The organism is Acinetobacter sp. P1(2023), assembly GCF_028367635.1.
Classification (GTDB): Bacteria; Pseudomonadota; Gammaproteobacteria; order Pseudomonadales; family Moraxellaceae; genus Acinetobacter; species Acinetobacter pittii_E.
In genome coordinates, this window is the sequence record NZ_JAQNDD010000002.1 from 128,029 (window position 1) to 146,830 (window position 18,802).

Here is an 18,802-nt window from a genome sequence, read left to right on the forward strand (position 1 = left end):
ACTTCATTGTGTTTTATAAAAAAATGTGACCGAGTGTTAATTTGCATCGAAAACCATGTATGATATTTTTAACGCTTGATTAAATGAAAAATCAATGGTTTTGAGTGAGTTTTACACTTACCTTGGTGCGTTTTATTAAAAAATAAGTCTAGAGTTTTCTATGCCTTCTAAAATTAAGTTTAAACAGTCAACTCTCTCACATTCTATGCATTTAATTTTAAAAATGCAGGGCATTCCTAAACTTATTTGTAGCAGCTTGTTGTTAAGTGTTTGTGTAACGCCAAGTTTTGCTCAAACTTCTGTTGAGAATAGTTCATCCACTTTAAACCAGACTGTATCTGATGAGTCAACTGAACAATTAACTCAGACTAATCAACAATACTCCGCTCCAGTTACAGATATTGCTACACTTGTAACCCAAGCTCAGCAGCAACAAGATAGCTTGGCTATATTGCAACAACAAGAACAATTTCCAAATCAAATTGATGAATTTAAGCCAATTACTCTTGATAATCTTGAAGATTTACCCGACTTGCCTGTTGACCAAAACATGGCAAATGAAATTTATAGGGTAGCGGAAGAAGCTAAAAGTGAAGCACAGAACTTTCAAAATGGGGCACAAAAACAGCCTGAAGTTACTGTAAGCGATGCAACTCAATCTGAATTAAATCAAATTAATCAGGCACCTGTAAATATTGATCAGCTCATGCAGGAGATTAAATCTGATAGTAAGATTGTTGTCGAAGCCAATGAGACTGGGAAAACACTACCTGAATTAACGCCAGAAGTTGAAGAACCGCCTGAACAAGCCGGCTTCTTTAAGCGTATTTTAAATAAAGTGCGTCCGCCACGTGCAATTCCGATGGAACAAGTACCGCGTATTAGTGCAGAAGTGGAAGGCGCTTCAGATGTGCTGGCTAAAAATATTAAAGGTAAATTATCAACATTTACCCAAGAATCTTTTGAAGACTTTAATGCTGCTTTACCTCAGCTTAGAACATTGAGTAATCAAGCTGCTCAAGCTGTTGGTTACTATAATGCTGAGTTCCGATTTGAAAAATTAAGTCCGACTCGGGTGCGTGTCCGAGTTACGCCAAATGAGCCAGTACGGATTAATGAGCAAAATATTGAGTTTACAGGTCCAGGTGAAAAGCAGCCGCAATTTCAGGTTATTCGTTTAGTTCCTGATCAAGATGTCGGTGATATCTTTAACCATGGTTTATATGAAACCACTAAAAGCCGTATTGTCGATGCAGCATCTGATAATGGTTATTTTGATGCCTATTGGCGACTACACGACGTGAAAGTGAGTCAACCAGAAAATAAAGCCGATATCAATTTACGCTACGAGACAGGCGAGCGTTATAAATTAGATAAGGTCGAGTTTCGTATGAGTGATCCATCGAAACCTTTACCTTTAAATCAAAATATATTAGAGAGTATGGCACCTTGGAAAGAGGGTGATGACTATGCCTTCTGGCGTGTGAATGTATTAGCAAACAATCTAACCAACTCACGTTATTTTAATTACACCTTGGTTGACAGTATTAAACCAGATCCGATTGAAAAACCACTTGAGCTACCGCCAGATTTACAAGCTTTGGTTGATGAACAAAACATCGATGTTGATGAGTCTAATTTACTATCACCAGAACAACGACAACTTGCTAAAGCGCGTCAATTAGCAACGTCGAATAAAGAAGTTACACAAAACGTAGTAGATGAAAAACAGTTTGCTGGCACACAAAATGCAAAAGAGGCAGAGCCTCAAACAGCGATGTTGCAAAGTGCAGCAGTTTCACAAGACGAGCAAGAAACAGAACAAGACCGTTTACAAGCCCAAGCCAGAGAAACAAAAAGAATTCCGGTTATTGTGACTTTAAATGCAGATAAGCTAAATAGTTTGGAAACTGGTATTGGTTACGGCACCGATACGGGGGCGCGTCTACGTAGTCAGTATCGCCGTTCTATTGTAAATAAGTATGGTCATTCTTTTGATGCCAACTTGGAAGTCTCACAAATTCGTCAATCTATTGATGGCCGATATAGTATTCCTTATAAACACCCGTTAAATGACTATTTTAATATTGTCGGCGGATATGAGCGTGAAACACGTGATGATATTGGTCCAGATGTAAGTCTGTTAACTGAATCTGCTGTTGTGGGTGGCGAGCGCGTAATCAAACGTCCATTAGGAAATTGGCAACATACTATTGGGGTCCGCTATCGTTTAGACCGTTTGACCCAACAAGGGGATGTTGATATTTCTGAGTTACCGGATGCATTTAAAACGGCTGCATCTGAGCAAGAAGCATTATTATTTAGTTATGAAACATCTAAAACCTCGAGTAATACACGTTTAAACCCAACCAAAGCTTTTAAACAAACCTATAAATTAGAACTAGGTAGTGAGAGTTTACTATCTGATGCCAATATGGCAATTGCGAGTGCAGGTTGGAGATTTATTTATTCTCTAGGTGAAAATGATGATCACCAATTCGTTGGTAGATCTGATCTTAGCTACATCTTTACGGATGACTTTGATAAAGTTCCGTACAATCTTCGATTCTTTACTGGTGGTGACCAAACAATTCGTGGTTTTGACTATAAGAGTCTTTCCCCAGAAGTAGATGGATATAAAATTGGGGGCCAAGCTTTAGCTGTAGGTTCTTTAGAATATAATTATCAGTTCAAAGATGGATGGCGAGCAGCTGTTTTCTCTGACTTTGGTAATGCTTACGATAAAGACTTTAATAATCCGGCGGCTTATAGCGTTGGGGTCGGAATTCGCTGGAAGTCTCCAATCGGGCCAATCCGTTTAGATGTTGCTTCGGGTATTTCAGATGAAAATCATCCGATTCGTTTACATTTCTTTATAGGCCCACAACTTTAAAAATAAAATTTTATTAGGTTTATTTTATGGCGGAAGTAGAACAGCAGCCCACTTCGGCACCTAGCTCTCCTAAGAAGAAGCGTCGCATTTTGCGTAGCTTCTTACTGACGATATTGATCATATTGTTATTATTGGCTTCTTCGTTGGTCATTATGATGTCAACAGATCGCGGAAGTCGTTTTTTATTAGATCGGGTTTTAGAAGCTCAGAAAATAATTAAATATGAATATGAAGGTGGCAACTTACTGCGGGGCATTATTCTCAAAAATGTGTTGGTGCAATTAAAAGATGTTGATGTCTCATTAGATCGAGCTGATGTAGGTTTAGGATGGCGCTCTTTATTATTAGAAAAAGAAGTGCATTTAAGCCATGCGGATGTACGTAACTTACGTATTATTAATAAAACTCCGCCTTCTGGTAAACCTTTTGAATTTAAACCGATTAAATTACCTTTCGTCTTGCGGGTAGATGAAGGGGATGTTGATCATTTAGAGATTAAATTAGCAACCTCAGATATAAGTTTTCATGACGTTCATTTGCAAGATGCGCTCTGGTCAGAGACCAAACTAGAGTTTGAAAAATCCAGTATGGATATGGGCTATCTCTCAGTCCATAACGCGACAGGGAAAATGGATTTTAGTGGTAAATATCCATTAAATGCTACGGCAGATTTAAGAATCCCATCTTTAAACAGTTTAAATATTCAAAATATTAAAGTTGCAGCTCGCGGAAGTTTAGATACTTTAAAAGCTGGTGTAGCAACAACCACTCCTGATCTATTGACGGGTTGGGTTGTACTGCATCCTGTTCGCGATGAAGTTCCAATGCAGGGAGAATTATTGCTAAAAAACTATCACTTACCTTTGCTAGAAGAGCAAAAACTCTTTGCAAAAAATGGTGTGATCAAGTTTCAAGGTGATATTAAACAACTTAATTTGGCACTTGATACAGATTTAAAAGGTGAAAATTTACCTGAAGGTCAGTACAACGCTTTAATGAATACTGATTTGGTTCATCAGCTTAATATTACTAATTTTAACGGCCAAGTTATGAAAGGTGCCGTTAACCTTAAAGGTCTAGTGAATTGGAAAGATCATGTTACTTGGGATATTAAAGGCCGTTTAGATCACATTAATCCTAAAGACAAAGCAATTCCTCAGGTGGTTCAAGACTTTTTACCGCCAAGTTTAGATGCGGCTGTTGCCTCAACTGGGTCTTTGGAAAAAGGTACAGAATTATTTGCTAACATTGATTTTGACCGGTATGAGTCGTGGAAACTCAAACTTAATCAGGCTCCAGAAAAGAATAATAAACCTCAGCCAATGCTCATGAATGTAGCTTGGACGAAAATAGACCGTGCAATGCCTTATATTGGATGGTTAAGCAGTGATAATGGGCAAGTCGATTTAACATTACGTGAGGGTCAGCAAGATATTAAAGTTGCAACAAAAGTATATCAGCATGAAAAAACTTTATTGCCAGCAGGACAATATCTAGCCAATTTAAATGTTAAAGATAATATCTTAAATGTTCCTAATTTTAGTTTCACTGCTGAAAAAGGTAGCTTAACGGGTCAGGCTAAAGTTTTATTACCTACTGAAAAACGTCAGCTCGCTTGGAATGCTTTGTTAAATGCAAAAGATTTTAATCCGCAAAGTATTCAGGCCGCAGCGCCAGTTAATTTGTTAAATGGTTCAATTAAGGCAAATGGTTTTGCTAAACCAAACCAGCAAATTATCCAATTTGAGAAAATTGATTTAACGGGTCGATTGGCTCAAGCAGGTCAAGAAACTGTAAGTTTAGGTGGAAAAAGTACTGCTGCATTATTATTTCATGATGTGAAAGCTGGTGGCGGTTTTAAAGGCTTTGCAGTTAATTATGACGGGTCTTTAAAAGCCTTAAAACAAGCAAATGGTTTGTTGAAGTTTTCTATAGCCGGCACACCGGATTTTATTCGAATTAGCCAATTACAACATGATGGTGTGGCTGGGAAAATCTATGCTACTGGTTCTGTAAATTTAAAAGACCGTATCGCATGGGATATTAATAGTTCATTGGTACGCTTTAAACCTCAATATTTTGCCTCAACTGTTAAAGGTGAAATTTCAGGGAATCTGAAAACTCAAGGGGTTTGGTCTGATCACTTGAAGCGAATTAATATTCAGCAATTGAATCTTGCAGGCTTTTTAAATAATAAACCTGTTCGAGGTAAAGGTAATCTATCTCTATTGATGGATTCCAATCAAAATGGCTTTTTACCTCAGCAGTTTGAAGCAAATAACTTATTTTTAGTGTATGGGCAGAACCAGTTACAAGCTACGGGCAATGCACAAAATCTAAAAATTAAGCTGAATGCACCAGCACTCTACGAGTTATATCCAGGGCTACGTGGTCGAGCTTATGGTGATCTGAATGTTCAATCTCAACCACGTTTAAAAGCAACAGCAAATATTGCAGTAGATAATTTTGCTTTTAATACACTAGTCAGCGTAAAGAGATTGAGTATTCAAGGTGAGCTTCCAACTTCGGAAACAACACCGACTCAATTAACCGCAAAATTAGATAATTTGCGTAGCGGAAATAGACAAATTCAGTCTGCGGAAGTGAATTTAACAGGAACAAGAAAAGCGCATTTATTGAAAGTACTCGGCAATAATAGTATTTCTAAATTCTATGTTCAGTTAGCTGGCGGTTTTAACCAAAATAATGATTGGTTAGGACAAATCCAAAAAGGAAGTTTTGATTCAAGACGTATCCGTCTGGCACAAAATCAAAATGCTCCAGTAATTTTTTCTTCTGCTAAGTCTGAGCTATATGTGGGTCAACATTGCTGGCAAAGTACTAACAGTCAACTCTGTTTCGATCAGCCAGTACGAGTGAGTAAAGCACGAGGTAATGTTTCCTTTGTAACTCAGAACATGGATTTAAGCGACTTCGCGGCATTTATGCCAGAAGGTTTGGCAATGACTGGACAATTAAATGGCTATGCCAAGGCATCATGGGTAAATGGTGGTAATCCAAAACTTGATGCACGTTTAATTACGCGTAAAGGTGAAATTGGTTTAGCCGCTGAAGATCCGCAAGACCCTGCAACTACTCTGGCTTATGATGAATTGGGTGTGATTGCAAAAAGTGTATCAGAAGGGCTGTTATTCCGAGTTGATGTTAAAACACCTGATATTGGTACGGGTTATGCGAACGTTATTGTTAATCCATTCCAGTCATCAATGCCAATGCATGGTGAGGTGGCTTTTAATGATGTCCAATTAAAAGTCTTAAAACCATTTATCCAAGATGTCCGTTCAATGAGTGGTACCTTAGCCTTGGCGGGTAAAATCAACGGTACGTTAACTCAACCTCAGTTTACTGGTGAAATGCGTCTGAAAAATGGTGCAATCAGTATGATTTCTTTGCCAGTTAATTTAACCAATGTTCAGGTTTACTCATCAATTCGTCAAGATATGGCAACAATTGATGGAGCATTTAACAGTGGACAAGGTGTGGGTTTACTTAAGGGTAGTTTTGAATGGAAAGATGCACCACGCCTTCAATTAAATCTGAAAGGTGATAATTTATTGGTGCGTCAAGCTCCATTAATTACCGCAATTGCCAACCCGAACCTGACACTTGATATGTATCCTTTTGATAAGCGATTAAGTTTAAAAGGATCTGTAGATGTTCCTCGCGCACGTATTTCAATGCCTGAAACAACTGCACCAATTATTAATACCTCATCAGATGTTCGTATCGTACGCCAAGGTCAAGACCCACTTGCAATTTTACGGGCTGCTAAACCTTGGGATATTCGAGCTGATATTTCTGTTAATATTGGAAAACAAGTCATATTCCAAGGCTTTAACAGTAATATTCCATTGGTTGGCCGTCTAAACTTGAGCCAACGTGGTTATGAGACGGCAATGAGAGCTAACGGCGCGATTGGTGTTAGCCAAAAAGTGAAAATTGAAGCTTATGGACAAAGTCTAGACTTGAACCGAGCAATTGCCCGTTTTAATGGACCATTGGCAAACCCGACTTTAGATATCGATGCGAATAAAAATGTTCAGGGTAGTATGGTTGGTGTTCGTGTAACAGGTACGGCGACATCACCAAACATTCAGGTTTATAACGATGCAGGTCTATCTGAACAAGAAGCATTAAATGCGCTTGTTACTGGACGTATTAATGAAGGTTCGAGTGGCTTGAGTAATGCAGAGGGCTTTAAATCTGATGTAAACAACACCATTGCGGCTGCAGGTATTAGTATGGGCTTAGGTGGTACACGTGCTTTAACGAATCAGATTGGACGTACGTTCGGTTTGAGCGGCCTTGCTTTAGATGCACAAGGTACAGGTGATGATACGCAAGTGAGTTTAACGGGTTATATCACACCAGATCTGTTTATTCGTTATGGTGTCGGAGTATTTACGCCAGTAAATAAACTCACTTTACGTTATCAAATGAATCGACGTTTATATCTAGAAGCGAGTCAGTCTTTAGAAAGAGCAATCGACCTTTTCTATAACTGGCGTTTTTAGTGGTTGGAAATCAAACATTAAAAGTACGTTAGTATCGGAAATGCCTTAATGGGTTTCAATACGACTCATAAATAAAAAGCTCACCTCAAGTGGGCTTTTTATTTGATAATATCTTCATAAGACTTAAAAATTTGAATATTTATCTTATACACGATCCATTCTCCTTTACGTCCGTAAACCTTGATCAGGCTTATGATTAAAGAAAATTCACTTGAAAATTGCTGTTTTATAAATTAGTTTTCAGAATTATCAAACGAAATTAAATTAATAATACCTTGTTGATAAGTGCAAATAAGGTAATTTTTCAAGGATATACTAGTGAAAATAGATACTTGTGTTGAAATTAAATATAGCAAGGAAAGCGATACAAATATTAAATATCGTGAACTAATTCAAAAGTTAACAGCAACATTGTCATTGACGCTTTTATCATTGGGATGGGGTTCCGCCGTAAATGCCGCACAACAACAAATTGCTTTAGTCGGAACATGGACATCAATTCCTGATGCGCCACTTGTGCAAAAACCAAAACAAGCCAGTGAAGGTTTGTATCAGCTTCAAGTAAATAGCGATGGAACTTTAACTCCAGTTAATGTGTTGAAAATGAAAAGTCCTTCTTGGATTGTGAAGTCGAAAGATGGGCGTTTTGCATATACCACTAATGAAGAAAATGAAGGAGCGGTGACTGCATTATCAATTCAAAATGGAAAGGTGGAAGTGTTGAACACTGTGGATAGCCATGGTGGGCACCCAACACATGCATCAATCAGTTTGGACGGTAAATTCCTGTTTGTATCGAACTATTCGGCATTTGATAAAGGTCGTGGTGGTGTGGCTGTTTTACCAATTTTACCAAATGGCCATTTAGGTGAAAAAGTACAAAATATCGTTTTTAACGAAGGCTCTGGTCACGTCAAAGGTCGTCAGGACAGTGGTCATGCACATTCGACAACCTTCAGCCCAGACGGTAAGTATCTATATGCTAGCGATCTTGGAAATGACAAAATCTACACCTTCCGTTATAACCCTAACAAGCCTCAACCACTCGAAGCGGATAGCATTCGAGATGTGAATTTTATCCATGGTTCTGGCCCACGCCATATGGTCTTTTCACCAAATGGCAAACAAGCGTACGTTACCGCAGAAATGCGAAGTGAGATTGTGACATTTAACGTGCAAGATGGTCATTTGAAAAAAGTGGCTGAGCTGAAACTGATCCATGAGGACAAAACACCTGAATTTAAGAGTGCGAGTGGAATTATTCTTAGTCCAAATGGTAAATATGTGATTGCTGCCAATCGGGGGGCGGACAATAAACTCTTGGTATTTAAAATCCAACAGAATGGATTGCTTGGTAAACCAGTAGTTTATGAAGCCAATGGTATTGAACCACGCGCGCTCTCATTCGATGCATCTGGTAAATATCTATATGTGACCAATGTTTTTAGTAATAACATTAGTTTATTCCGTTTTGACGCAAAAAATGGCACCTTAAAACCAGCTGGTGATGCAGCAAAAATATCAACACCTACGGATATTAAGTTCTTTAATTAATCCGAATCATGAAACTGGCATTTCTAGTGCCTGAAATAAAAGACCGAGGTTGTGCTATCTCGGTTTTTTTATAGCAGTTTTTGCAAAAATGATGATTTTCCGTATGATATGAACAGCAATAATTAGTGTAGTGAAGTGATGAAAAAGATTTTATGGATTGCAGTGAGTTTGTTCTTTGTCGGTTGTTCAGAAAAGAAGCCGTTAACGCCAGAAGAGCAGTGGCACGGCTTTTGTACTAGTGTAGGAAATGCAGCTAGAAGTATTGTTTTTGATCGTCAACAAGCTATTGAAAAAACTCAGGCTGTCGAGCATGCAAATAAGATTGAAGATGAGATAACTAAAAAATTCATACTTAATATTATTGAAAAAGTTTACGCAATTCCAAAAGAAGAACTGACAAAAGATTCTCAAGCAATTCAAGAAAAAGTTAGAAAGCAAATGATGGATGAATGTTTGGCAACACCTCATGACAAAATGCCAAAATATAAATCGTTCTAATTGAAGAGCAGATTATTGAATTTCTATCCAGCTAAAGCTCATTTTGCTTAAAAATAGTTCAAGTTAGCCCAATATGCTCATTATTTATACACGGGTATTTAGATACAAAATAATGGGCATCACGGAGAAACACCCCGCGCTCATTAACTTTTACCTTGAACTCTAGTAAACTTTTGTAGTCCATATTACTTGTGAAGCTTTTAAGAAAGCTGGAATTTGCAAGTAATTTTTCAAAAAAAGAGGAATGAACACCGTGCTAGAAGCTTACCGCCAACACGTTGAAGAACGTGCCGCACTCGGAGTCCCACCGAAGCCACTTGATGACGCTCAAACAGCTCAGCTTGTTGAATTACTAAAAAATCCACCAGCAGGCGAAGAAGCGTTCTTGGTTGATTTGCTTGAAAACCGTGTTCCTGCAGGTGTTGACCAAGCAGCTTACGTAAAGGCAGCGTTCTTGGCAGCGATTGCAAAAGGCGAAGCAACTTCACCACTCGTTTCTAAAGAACGTGCAGTTTACTTACTCGGTACTATGTTAGGTGGTTATAACGTAGCACCACTTGTTGAACTTCTTGACAATGCTGAACTTGCAGGCTTAGCCGCTGAAGCATTAAAGAAAACTCTTCTTGTATTTGATGCATTCCATGACGTAGCAGATAAAGCAAAAGCTGGTAATGAAGCTGCTAAAGCTGTTTTAAAATCTTGGGCTGAAGCAGAGTGGTTCACTAGCCGTCCTGACGTTCCAGAAGAAATCAAAATCACTGTGTTTAAAGTAACTGGTGAAACAAACACTGATGACTTGTCTCCAGCTCAAGATGCTTGGAGCCGTCCAGACATTCCATTACACGCAAATGCGATGTTGAAAAACGAGCGTGATGGTATCAACCCTGAAAAACCAGGTGAAGTTGGTCCATTAAGCCAAATTAAAGAACTTATCGCGAAAGGCAATCAAGTTGCTTACGTAGGTGACGTTGTTGGTACGGGTTCAAGCCGTAAGTCTGCAACTAACTCTGTTCTTTGGTTCTTTGGTGATGAACTTCCACACATCCCAAACAAAAAAGATGGTGGTGTGTGCTTAGGTTCTAAGATCGCTCCAATTTTCTTTAACACTATGGAAGATGCAGGTGCATTACCTGTAGAAATCGACGTTGCTAACATGAACATGGGCGACGAAGTAGTATTGAAGATTGACCATGCTGCTGCAAAAGTAACTGCTTTTAAAGATGGTGTACAAATCTCTGAAGCAGAACTTAAAACTCCTGTACTTTTAGACGAAGTACGTGCTGGTGGTCGTATTAACTTGATCATTGGTCGTGGTTTAACTGCTAAAGCACGTGAAGAATTAGGTCTTGCACCGTCTACATTGTTCCGTACCCCAGTACAACCTGCTGACACTGGCAAAGGCTTCACACAAGCTCAAAAAATGGTTGGCCGTGCATGTGGTTTACCAGAAGGCCAAGGTATCCGTCCAGGGACTTACTGTGAACCTAAAATGACAACTGTTGGTTCTCAAGATACAACAGGTCCAATGACTCGTGATGAGTTAAAAGACTTAGCGTGCTTGGGCTTCTCAGCTGACTTAGTGATGCAGTCTTTCTGTCACACTGCTGCGTATCCAAAACCAGTTGACGTAACAACTCACCATACATTACCTGACTTCATCATGAACCGTGGTGGTGTATCTCTACGTCCAGGTGACGGTATTATCCACTCTTGGTTAAACCGTATGTTACTTCCAGATACAGTAGGTACTGGTGGTGACTCACATACTCGTTTCCCAATCGGTATTTCATTCCCAGCGGGTTCAGGTCTTGTTGCGTTCGCAGCAGCAACTGGTGTTATGCCACTTGATATGCCTGAGTCTGTACTTGTTAAGTTTAAAGGTAAAATGCAACCTGGTATCACTTTACGTGACCTTGTACATGCAATTCCTTACTATGCAATTCAAGCGGGTGATTTAACTGTAGAGAAGAAAGGTAAGAAAAACATCTTCTCTGGTCGTATCCTTGAGATCGATTTATCAGAAATGGAAAATGACTTGACTGTTGAACAAGCATTCGAACTTTCTGACGCGTCAGCTGAACGTTCTGCTGCAGGCTGTTCAATCACACTTTCTGAAGAGAAAGTTGCTGAATACCTACGTTCTAACATCACTATGTTGAAGTGGATGATTGCAGAAGGTTATGGCGATGCACGTACACTTGCTCGTCGTGCTGAAAACATGCAGAAGTGGTTAGATAACCCAAGCTTGTTAAAAGCGGATGCGGATGCTGAATACTTAAAAGTTTACGAAATCGACCTAGCTGATATCAAAGAGCCAATTCTTTGCTGCCCGAACGATCCAGATGACGCGAAACTTCTTTCTGACGTTCAAGGCGACAAGATTGATGAAGTATTCATCGGTTCTTGTATGACGAACATCGGTCACTTCCGTGCAGCTGGTCAGTTACTTGACAAAGTACCTGGTGGCTCATTGTCTACTCGTTTATGGTTGGCTCCACCAACTCGTATGGACGAGCATCAATTAATGGAAGAAGGCTTGTACAACATCTATGGCCGTGCTGGTGCACGTACAGAGATGCCTGGTTGTTCATTATGTATGGGTAACCAAGCACGTGTAGCACCGAACACAACTTGTGTATCGACTTCTACTCGTAACTTCCCGAACCGTTTAGGTCAAGGTGCAAATGTTTACTTAGCGTCTGCTGAGCTTGCCTCTGTAGCTGCGGTTCTTGGTAAATTACCAAGCCCAGAAGAATATCAACAGTATGCGTCACAAATTGACAGCGCATCTGCTGACATTTACAAATACTTAAACTTCGATAAGATGAGCGAATATACTAAAGAAGCTGATCAAGTTGATACTAAGAAAATCCAAGCTGCTCAATTGACTTAATATGTCGATTTAGTACAAAAAAGGAGCTGATTATTCAGCTCCTTTTTTATTTAAATGAGACTTTATACATAATTAGTTTTAAAAATAATAAATAGATCAAATTTTATTTAATGAAAATGTAAAAATAAATATTACTCTAGATATTAAAACGTTTTTTGCTTTAAAATAATTGAATGAACTTAATAATAATTAAAAAAAATATGAGTATTTTATATAGGGAACTTAAGAATGTTAAAGACAATTGTTGAATTTAAATTTGATGATTATCAATTATATGATCAAAAATCTTATGCTAATGAAGGCGGTATTTTAGTTCAAAAAACTGAAGATATTGCGCAATATATTTTTAGTATATTAAAGAATAGATATCATTTAAATATAGAACTATATAGTGAGAAATGGGGATGGCAAATTGAGATTCCACTACCTGAAATAACAATGTATCTTGGAATCAGCGTTTATGAAGAATATAGCAATGGATTCGCAATTTTTATTTCTCCAAATACTCCAATTTTAAGAAAATTTCTATTTAGAAAGCTTGATATTACTCATCATATTATGGTGCTGCAAAACTATATAAATATTATTTTAAAATCACATCCTGGCATCTACGATGTGATGTGGTGGGAAGAAAATGAATTCCGGTGTGTAGCCGCGGATTGATGCACGAAGTAAAGTTTAAGTCTTAAATATGGATGTAAGTAAAAGTAAAAATTGTTAGAGACTATATTGGTGAATACAGACTAAGCGCTTACTATAACTACAATATCAAGTGGTCAGAGCCATATGCAAAATTCAGCTTTGAAGGGATTGCGTAAGTTTTTCTATAATAATCTTCATAACCATGACTATGAAACTAGGGTAAGTAAATGCATTAACTATTTTTTAGTTGTTTTAATTATTGGTAATGTCGCTGCGGTCTTATTGGAAACAGTAAATGATCTGTACACAAGTTATCGTATTTGGTTTGACTACTTTGAAAATATTTCTATCGCAATTTTTAGTATCGAATATTTATTAAGATTGTGGAGTATTGCTGATCGGGATACGACACAGCCCTCATGGAAAACCCGCTTGAACTGGATGAAAAGCGGTGAAGCGATAATTGATTTGATGGCAATTTTACCGGCTTACCTAAATTTCTTTGTACGAATCGATCTTCGTATGCTTCGGATTTTACGTTTACTTCGTTTATTAAAATTAACGCGCTATTTCATCTCACTACAGATATTGTTATGTGTGATTAAACGTGAGAAGGGATCTTTTCAAGCCGTTATCTTTATTTTAATTATCATGATTATTATGACTGCTTCTGGAATTTATGTGGTTGAAAATAAAGCTCAGCCAGAAGCCTTTAGTTCAATACCTAAATCTATGTGGTGGGCGGTGGTTACCTTAACTACAGTAGGCTATGGCGATGTCACTCCTGTAACTAGCCTAGGAAAGTTATTAGGGGCTCTTATTACTATTTTGGGTGTGGGTATTGCGGCTTTACCAGCCGGTATTTTGGCATCTGGGCTCGCAAATGAGCTTAATCAACGTAATCAAAGATTAGAGCAAGAGTTCCGTGAGTTACTTCAAGCACGAGGTATTGATATTTTACATGATGAAATTGAACTAGAACGAGTTCGTCAAAAAGTGGGATTACCAAAAGAGCAAGCGCATAACTTGATTATTCAAATTATGCGTGAAAAAGTATTAGAGGAAGAAGAGTCGGTCCGAGAGAAAAAATGTTATTGTCCACACTGTGGTGGAAAGCTAACTGATTAGAAAAATAAGTTAGCTTCACTCTTAATTAAGCTTTTTTGCTAGCTTTTTCTACTGCAAATGCAATAAGTAAAATGATAAGACCGCCGAGACTTAAAACAAAACCCACCCAGATTGGTGCGATCCAACCCATTTGGTGACTGAGCACCCAACCTCCTAAAAATGCACCTAAGGCATTAGCCATATTAAAGGCAGAGTGGTTGAGTGATGCTGCTAAAGTTTGAGCATCGCCCGCTACATCCATTAGACGAGTCTGTAATGCTCCACCTAATCCCATTACTGTGAGACCAATTAAGAATAAAGAGGCAATAGCAGTATAGATATTACTCATTAAGAAGCTAGCAACCACAAAAGCGATAGCTGAGCTAATTAATACGCCTACTATAGTTTTGTTGAGGTTCTTATCTGCAAGCCATCCTGCCGTTAGACCTCCAATAACCATACCAATACCCCAAATAGCCAAGGCAATTGGAACGATTTGGATATTAACTTGTGTATATTCAGTCAAAATTGGGGAAACGTAGCTATAAACAGAAAACATGCCTCCAAAACCGATGGCACCTACTGCTAGTGTTAACCACATATTGATATTTTTAAGGCCAGCTAATTCTGTTTTTATACTGGCAGTAGCTTGGACTGGAATATTAGGTACAAAGAAGCCAACAGCAATTAAAGTAACAAAAGCAATGGTGGCCGAAAATTCAAAACCTGCTCTCCAACCAAAGTTCTGGCCTAACCACGTTGCGAGAGGAACACCAATTACAGTTGCGACAGTAAGTCCCATCATCATTTGAGCAACTGCAGAAGCTCTTTTTGATGGACCCGCTAGTTCAGCTACAACTAACGCACCAACTCCAAAATATGCCCCGTGTGGTAAACCAGCGATAAAACGTGAGATTAAGACAGTTTCAGGAGTATGAGCCAAAGCGGTACAAGCATTAGCAATTCCATAAAAAAGCATTAAGCTAAGTAATAAAGTTTTTCTAGGTACTTTGGCTCCAAGAATAGCGATAATAGGAGCACCAATAACTACCCCTAATGCGTAGGCACTAATAAAGTGGCCAGCTTCAGGTACTGTAATATGTAAATTATTTGCAATTTCCTGAATGAGTCCCATTGCGACAAATTCAGTGGTTCCAATACAAAAACCACCCACAGCGAGTGAGAAAATTGCTAAAAAGAGAGAATAATGTTGATGTGTAGAAAGAGGGGATTGTGGGGACGCCATAATAAGTTAAGGAAAAACACATAAAAGAGAAGTATAAGGGAAAAGTGAACAGAATAATAAAAAACTAAAATATTGAGAGAATGATTACATATTCGGATAAAGTAAATTTAAATTTTATATGGAATAATTCATCGAAAAACTTTTAAAAATTATATATGATTAGCGCGTAATACTTTAGGCATTACAACAAGTTGTATAAATATCCAAAAAATAGAGATGCTAAAACGTGAGAAAATTATTTATTACCTGTCTTATAGGTATGGCTATGTTATCTATGTCTGGTTGCGCAGTATTTATGGCAGGTAATCAACCAAGTAAAAAAAATTTAAATGTTCTAAATCCAGGCAGCTCTCGTAATTATGTGATTGCCGAGTTTGGTGCGCCTGTACTTTCAGAATACCGTGATGGAACACGTGTTGAGATCTATACTTTTCAGCAAGGGTATTCAAAGTGGGTCAAAGTTGGCAGAGCGTTTGGTCATGGTGTAGCAGATGTGGCTTCAATCGGCCTTTGGGAGGTTTTTGGGACTCCAACAGAAGCATATTTTAATGGTAAAGAAACCTCATACGAAGTATCTTACGGACCAGATGATTTAGTGAAAAGCTATAAGCTAATTGATTTCGAACAGACATTTCCAAAAGTGAAGCAGCAATAAAATCAAATTAAATAAGAAAAGACCTACGGGTCTTTTTTTGTATAAAATTAAACCCATTAATGATAATAAGAATTATTTTTATTTGTGTATACTGTATGCGCTTATACTTTGTCTGAAATTATTTAACTTTGTGTACAACAGGATTTTGTAATAATGAATAGATTTCTAATAACGTCACTTGCATTGATATGTACAACAGGCTTCGCTCACGAACCATATGTAGCACCTATAGCTTATAAAACCGAACAAACCCAAGTGCCCATAATTGCTGGTTATGCTGAAGAAGCATTAAATAGTGAATATGCTTTAAAGGACGCGAAACTTACCGTAATCACACCTAAAAATGAGGTTAAAACTGTCAACTCAGAAGCTTTGCATAAGTCTGTAAGTGTGTTTGATGTAGATCTACCTGAAGAAGGTACATATATTGTTCAAACTCAAGCGAGTTATCCTTTAAAATATGTATATAACCAAAAAGCTTGGCATTTATTTTTTGATTTGCCAGCTGACAAAGCTCCCCCTAAAGCAGAACGTGAATATTTGATTCCGACTGATTTTAAAACAAAGACAATTAAAACAGAGCAAGTAACACGTGAGTGGATATTGCAGAGTTATCTTTCTAAAGGAAAAGTTTCAAATATTCAGCTTCCAAATACACCGATTAAAGTTAATTTCTCTGTACACCCAAACCAGATTAAAGCTGCTCAACCTGTTAAATTAGCTATCACCGAAAAAGGACAACCTTTAGCTTATGCGGAAGTTAATTTAAGAGAAAAGGGTGCAACTGACAAACAGGTTCAGCAGTTTAAGGCAGAGAACAACGGTCAGGTTGAGCTTGCATTTCCAAAAGCTGGAGAATATCTAGTAGAAGTAACCGCTCCTTTAAATTTGAAATTAAAACCTAAAGATCAGAGCTATATAATTATTAGTTTAAATGTATTACCACAGTAGCTTTTAATGTTTTAAAAAAATAGACCTTTATAAGGTCTATTTTAGTTTTTCATACTTTTTTAACGACTTAAAAAAATCTTCATAAAATCGTGTTAATTTTCCTACTTTTTTGGAGATACCAAAATTCATCGTAAATAAAAATAGTGAAATAAAATTCATGTTGAGACAAACTAACTAATTTTGTGTTAAAGTGAATAAAATTCATTAATAAAGATTTGTCGAAAGTTTTATGGAAAAGTAAAGATGAGCTTTATCCATTTGTAGATAAATCTCTTTTTTAGGCTTGGCCCATGTTAGAAATTCGTCACCTTAAAACTTTAGTTGCTTTACGTGAGCATGGTTCATTAGTTTCGGCAGCTAACGATCTTTGTTTAACACCATCTGCAATTTCCCATCAATTAAAAGAATTAGATCATTGGTATGGGGTAGAAGTGGTTAATCGTCGAAGCAGGCCTGTTAGCTTTTCTAATGTTGGACAACGGTTACTCAAGTTAGCTGATGATGTTTTGCCACAAATTCAGATTACTCATAGTGATATCACACGTATTGTGCATGGGCAGACAGGTAGAATTATTTTTTCATCAGAATGCCATAGTTGTTTTGACTGGTTAATGCCTTTGTTAAATCAGTACCGTCAGCAATACCCAGATGTTGATTTAGACTTTGCCTCAGGTTTTGAGGCCAATCCGCATGAACTTTTACAAAATGCAGAATTTGATTTATTGATTACAGCTGACCCAATTGCTTTAAAAGGAATTGAGTATTTTCCAATTTTTGAATACGAATCACGTTTAGTCCTATCAAATACTCATCCTTTGGTGCGGGCTGAAAATATTACAGTTCAAGACCTGGCCGAAGAAGTTTTAATTACTTATCCAGTTGATAAACATCGTTTAGATATTATGTCTAAACTTTTTATTCCTACGAATATTCAGCCTAAGCAAATACGAACAACAGATTTAACCCAAATGCTTATTCAACTTGTTGCAAGTGGACGCGGTATTGCTGCTTTACCTGATTGGGTCGTAAATGAATATGAACAAAAAGGATGGGTCACAAGTCGTCGTTTAGATTGTGTTTCTCCTACAGGTTTAAGACGTACTTTATATGCAGGTTATCGAACTGAAGAAAAAGAGAAAAGTTATTTTGAAGGCTTTTTAAAGCAGTTGGAAAAGTTCTCTTTAAAACGAAACGCCTATTATTCCGGCTAAAACATTTAATTTAGCCTAAGTATTTAAAAAGGTGCTTAATTGCACCTTTTTATTTCGACTTCTTATTTACCAATGAATAAAGAGAGTAAACCTGCTGCAATCAGAGGACCGACTGGTACACCTCGGAGTAAAGCAACACCAGCGACCGTACCAATGAGTAAACCTGCAACCACATCGGGTTGACTCGACATTAGTTTTACGCCACGACCACCTAACCAAGCGACTAATAAGCCAATTGCGATAGCCACCAGTGATTTAACACTAATAAATGATTTTAAAATACTCTCGCCGCTGAGCTTGCCACTGGCAATTGGAGTAAGTACACCAATTGTTAAAATAAGAATTCCTAAATTAAGACCGTGAGCTTGAATATAGGGAAAAAACTCATTTAATGGCGTAATTTTAACGACAATGAGCACACCTGCTGCAATCGTTACAGCTGCATTTTGACTTAATAAGCCGCAAATCAGCAGGACGAGTAAAACAACTAAATTCACATCAAATTGGGCAAGCATGGGGAGTGCAGAGGAAGTAAATAAGTGGAATTGTATAATATTTAGGAGTGTTGATGTGAACGCTTTAAAAGATATAGCTGATTTTAAATCTTATTTTTGATA

General features: G+C 37.7%; 12 protein-coding genes. 10 read left to right on the forward strand and 2 right to left on the reverse strand.

Annotation, left to right across the window (positions count from 1 at the left end; translation table 11 throughout):
* Window positions 1–160 precede the first annotated feature (160 nt).
* From POD11_RS03705 to POD11_RS03735, 7 genes are all read left to right on the forward strand, one after another.
* Complete coding sequence (locus POD11_RS03705) at window positions 161–2,893, forward strand: autotransporter assembly complex protein TamA (protein ID WP_262456416.1); 2,733 nt, start codon at window positions 161–163, stop codon at window positions 2,891–2,893.
* 26 nt (window positions 2,894–2,919) lie between these two features.
* Window positions 2,920–7,428, forward strand: a complete 4,509-nt coding sequence (locus tag POD11_RS03710) for a translocation/assembly module TamB domain-containing protein (RefSeq protein WP_262456417.1) — start codon at window positions 2,920–2,922, stop codon at window positions 7,426–7,428.
* A gap of 318 nt (window positions 7,429–7,746) precedes the next feature.
* Window positions 7,747–8,982 carry a lactonase family protein gene (locus POD11_RS03715; protein ID WP_262456418.1) on the forward strand — a complete coding sequence of 412 codons (1,236 nt, stop codon included), beginning with the start codon at window positions 7,747–7,749 and terminating at the stop codon, window positions 8,980–8,982.
* Window positions 8,983–9,117: 135 nt separating this feature from the next.
* On the forward strand, window positions 9,118–9,480 hold the full coding sequence (locus POD11_RS03720) for a hypothetical protein (RefSeq protein ID WP_262456419.1): 363 nt from the start codon (window positions 9,118–9,120) through the stop codon (window positions 9,478–9,480).
* Window positions 9,481–9,733: 253 nt separating this feature from the next.
* Entirely contained in the window at window positions 9,734–12,373 is a 2,640-nt protein-coding gene (locus POD11_RS03725) for a bifunctional aconitate hydratase 2/2-methylisocitrate dehydratase (RefSeq protein WP_262456420.1), read from the forward strand.
* Window positions 12,374–12,601: 228 nt separating this feature from the next.
* Window positions 12,602–13,036 (forward strand): hypothetical protein, encoded by a 435-nt coding sequence (locus POD11_RS03730; protein ID WP_016140594.1) that lies wholly within the window; start codon window positions 12,602–12,604, stop codon window positions 13,034–13,036.
* A 123-nt stretch (window positions 13,037–13,159) separates the two neighbouring features.
* Window positions 13,160–14,143 carry an ion transporter gene (locus POD11_RS03735; RefSeq protein WP_262456422.1) on the forward strand — a complete coding sequence of 328 codons (984 nt, stop codon included), beginning with the start codon at window positions 13,160–13,162 and terminating at the stop codon, window positions 14,141–14,143.
* Window positions 14,144–14,168: 25 nt separating this feature from the next.
* Here POD11_RS03735 and POD11_RS03740 read toward each other — a convergent pair whose 3' ends face one another.
* On the reverse strand, window positions 14,169–15,368 hold the full coding sequence (locus POD11_RS03740; RefSeq protein WP_262456424.1) for an MFS transporter: 1,200 nt from the start codon (window positions 15,366–15,368) through the stop codon (window positions 14,169–14,171).
* 226 nt (window positions 15,369–15,594) lie between these two features.
* Here POD11_RS03740 and POD11_RS03745 point away from each other — a divergent pair, with 226 nt between their 5' ends.
* The 3 genes from POD11_RS03745 (at window position 15,595) to POD11_RS03755 (ending at window position 18,185) form a co-directional block, all read left to right on the forward strand.
* Complete coding sequence (locus tag POD11_RS03745) at window positions 15,595–16,023, forward strand: hypothetical protein (RefSeq protein WP_025470278.1); 429 nt, start codon at window positions 15,595–15,597, stop codon at window positions 16,021–16,023.
* Window positions 16,024–16,176: 153 nt separating this feature from the next.
* On the forward strand, window positions 16,177–16,974 hold the full coding sequence (locus POD11_RS03750; RefSeq protein WP_262456427.1) for a DUF4198 domain-containing protein: 798 nt from the start codon (window positions 16,177–16,179) through the stop codon (window positions 16,972–16,974).
* A gap of 290 nt (window positions 16,975–17,264) precedes the next feature.
* A complete protein-coding gene (locus tag POD11_RS03755) occupies window positions 17,265–18,185 on the forward strand; it encodes a LysR family transcriptional regulator (RefSeq protein ID WP_224991312.1) in 921 nt (306 codons plus the stop codon).
* A 62-nt stretch (window positions 18,186–18,247) separates the two neighbouring features.
* Here POD11_RS03755 and POD11_RS03760 read toward each other — a convergent pair whose 3' ends face one another.
* The gene (locus POD11_RS03760) at window positions 18,248–18,700 is read right to left on the reverse strand and encodes a DUF441 domain-containing protein (protein WP_016140600.1); all 453 of its coding nucleotides are present in this window, start codon (window positions 18,698–18,700) and stop codon (window positions 18,248–18,250) included.
* Window positions 18,701–18,802: the final 102 nt, after the last annotated feature.